Annotated in this window: 1 protein-coding gene and 2 pseudogenes; 2 read left to right on the top strand and 1 reads right to left on the bottom strand. The window is 59.6% G+C overall.

The genetic code is table 11. From position 1 onward, the window contains the following. A pseudogene (locus tag B8991_RS21350) lies at window positions 1-117 on the top strand (IS5/IS1182 family transposase); the annotation flags it as partial. 113 nt (window positions 118-230) lie between these two features. Further along, window positions 231-1,259: an IS110 family RNA-guided transposase gene (locus B8991_RS20850; protein WP_084355197.1), complete on the top strand. Its 1,029-nt coding sequence runs from the start codon at window positions 231-233 to the stop codon at window positions 1,257-1,259. Between the two features lie 483 nt (window positions 1,260-1,742). Here B8991_RS20850 and B8991_RS20845 read toward each other — a convergent pair. After that, a pseudogene (locus tag B8991_RS20845) lies at window positions 1,743-2,726 on the bottom strand (DUF1403 family protein). Window positions 2,727-2,915 lie beyond the last annotated feature (189 nt).

Genomic DNA, 2,915 nt, shown 5'->3' with positions numbered 1-2,915 from the left:
GAGATCATGTTCGGTCGCCTGAAAGATTGGCGACGTGTCGCGACGCGATACGACAGATGCCCGAAGGTCTTCCTGTCAGCCATCGCCCTCGCAGCCACAGTTTTGTTCTGGCTATGAACCGACAACGAGATGCTGTAACGGGGCCTGCGTCACGCACCGCCGTTGCCACTTGTCAGATCAGCGCCGCGCTGCCGTCATTCCCCTATTGAACCCACATGGAGGATGACGGAATGAGACTGTTTATTGGATTGGATGTATCGCTCGACAAAACCGCGATCTGCGTGATCAGCGAGCATGGTGAGATAATCAGAGAGGCTGAGGCCGCGAGTGAACCCGAGGTTTTGTCGCGTTGGCTGTACGAACTGGACGGGCGCGTTGCAGTGGTTGGCCTGGAAGCTGGGCCTTTGTCTCAATGGCTGCACCGTGGTCTGATCGAGGCGGGCTTGGATGCTGTACTGATGGAAACGCGCCAGGTGAAGGGTGCTTTGAAGGCCATGCCGATCAAGACGGATCGACGCGATGCCGAAGGGATCGCTCGACTTCTTCATCTCGGTTGGTTCCGTCCGGTTCACTGTAAATCTGTCTCCGCTCAGGAAACTCGCGCTGTACTCGGCGCTCGGAAAGCCATTCAACAGAATATGATCGCCTTGGAAATGTCTCTGAGAGGGCTGCTCCGGAACTTCGGCCTAAAGGTCGGCGCGATCTCTCGCGGTAGGTTCGAGGCCCGGATTCGGGAATTGGCAGATGGCAATCCGATGCTGGAAACCGCTACAGCACCAATGCTGCGTGCCAGGGAAACCCTGCGACAAGAGCTTGCGACCCTTGAGAAGCACGTGCGCCAGTTTGCTCAAGACGATCCAGTTTGCCGCCGTCTGATGACGATGCCTGGGGTCGGTGCGGTCGTGGCACTGACCTTCCGCGCAGCCGTGGATGATCCGACGCGCTTTCGGACTTCGAAGAGGATCGGTCCCTGGGTCGGCCTGACGCCTTCGCGCAATCAGTCTGGTGAGCGAGATGTGTCCGGCGGCATCACGAAGGCTGGGGATGTCAATCTGCGGCGAGCGCTGTGCCAGGCTGCGACCGTCATGATGAACCGTGGCCGATCGACATGGCTGAGAACATGGGGAGCCCAACTCGCGCAGCGACGTGGTCGGAAAATTGCGATGGTCGCCCTCGCGCGCCGCATTGCTGTCATTCTCCATCGGATCTGGATCGATGGCTCCGTCTTCCAACCAGATGCAGCCCCGAAAATGATCTGATCTACAGCCCAGAACCGTTGCCTGATTAATCGCAAGCTTTCGAGGTCCCGCAGGGACGTGGTTCCGATGATGCCGTGGTCAGGACTGTCGCTGACATCCGTCAAGCACGCCTATGAGATGGGCACATCGGAATTACATCGAACCAGCATCATGTTGGCAGCCGTCGCGCTGACCACGAACCGAAGCATGTACCCAAAGGACCTCAGCCAAAGGCTGTGTGAGAAAGCAGGGCGGACACGACGACCCAAAAGCACCGCTGTGGCGGATCACTCTGCTTGCGCGAAATCTCTTGACAGAAGTGGTCCCGTTACCGAAGTCCTGAGCCTAGATAAGACTGTAAACCGCGCCTTTGTCTCGCCCGCATCGCGCGGCAAGCGCCTGTCATATGAAAAAAGGGAAATGGCCGCTGCTGCGCCATTTCCCGAATTTTTCACAAGGCCAAAATGCAGCCGCCATTAAAGCGGAAGTGCGCTCCGAGCAAACCTAGCCGGCGATTTCCCCGATCAGCGGGTGGAACAGATCGTCCACCTTGATAGGGGCGGTCAGCATGTGCTGCTGTTCGGCATATTTGGCCGCGCAGGCCAAAGCCTTGCGGTTGGCCTCGATCCCGATCGGCCACGGATCCATGTCGCCTTCGGGGGTGACGGCGGCGCGGCTGTCGACCAACATTCGCCACAACTCGCGCACGATGTCAGGGCGCTGATCGCAAAGCGCGTTATGCACCATCAGGTAATGGTTCGGCGGCACCAGCCCTTCACCGGCATACCAGTCTTGAGCGGCCGCATGCGGATCCGCAATCAGGGGTTTGATACGCTCGTCCTTTGGCCTGTTCAGCCCAAGGATCGCCGCATCAAGCTTGCCGTCCAGCAGCATCTTCACCGGGTCGTCTGCCGGATCAGCGCGTTCCAGGCCAACGGCCAAAAGCGGCACAAGATGATCCCAACCGAACGCCTGAGCGAGGGGCACGTCAGCGAGAACGAGCGCGGGCACCTCGGCACGGGTGGCATCGTTTAGTACCGCCTCCAGCACCATTGCCGCGCGACTGACCGGAGCCCCCTGCCGGCGTCGAGCCACTTGGCGATCTGGCCCGGCTCGAATGTCGGCAAGGCGCGGCCCAGAGCCTTGATAGACACCGGCCACTCCGCCGCGCGTCGCCAGGCAAGGTAGGTCTCCCCTGCCGGACCGGGCAGATCACCCGGCTGCAGAAACGCCACCACGTCACGCAGCTCCCCTTTCCATGCGTCCGGAAAATCCAATGCAGGCCTCCGCCGCAACCAGAGCCAGCCGGTCGCGCAACAAGACCATGGGGACGTCTTTGTCTGCCATCACAAGATGCAGGTGCGCCAGCGCCGCCCCTGACAAAAAGGCCACATCCTCAGGGGTTTCCGCACGCGCGCTGGTGACCCACGACGGCATGCGGGGTAATGTCTGAGGGTCGTCATCGAGGGATGTGCGGGCATATGTCATGCCCCGAGCCTACCCAGGCACGGCGCTTTTCGCCACAATATAGCGCCAAAACCGCCCCGCTTTTCAATGCAATAATATGTCCAATAAGTTTGCCTTATCGGACATCAAAATGTTACGCTCGAAAACATGGGTAATCTCACGAATAAAAGCACCAAAAGCGAGCGTTCCGACGCCCATGAGGCCGAGGTT

Origin of the sequence: Primorskyibacter flagellatus, from assembly GCF_900176485.1 — a bacterium.
GTDB classification, from domain to species: domain Bacteria; phylum Pseudomonadota; class Alphaproteobacteria; order Rhodobacterales; family Rhodobacteraceae; genus Primorskyibacter; species Primorskyibacter flagellatus.
The sequence above is the reverse complement of the archived record's forward strand: the minus strand, read 5'-3'. Positions and strand labels throughout refer to the sequence as shown.

Coding starts and splice junctions, on each gene's coding strand:
- B8991_RS20850 (WP_084355197.1), top strand. CDS start 231: ATGAGACTGTTTATTGGATTGGATGTATCGCTCGACAAAACCGCGATC.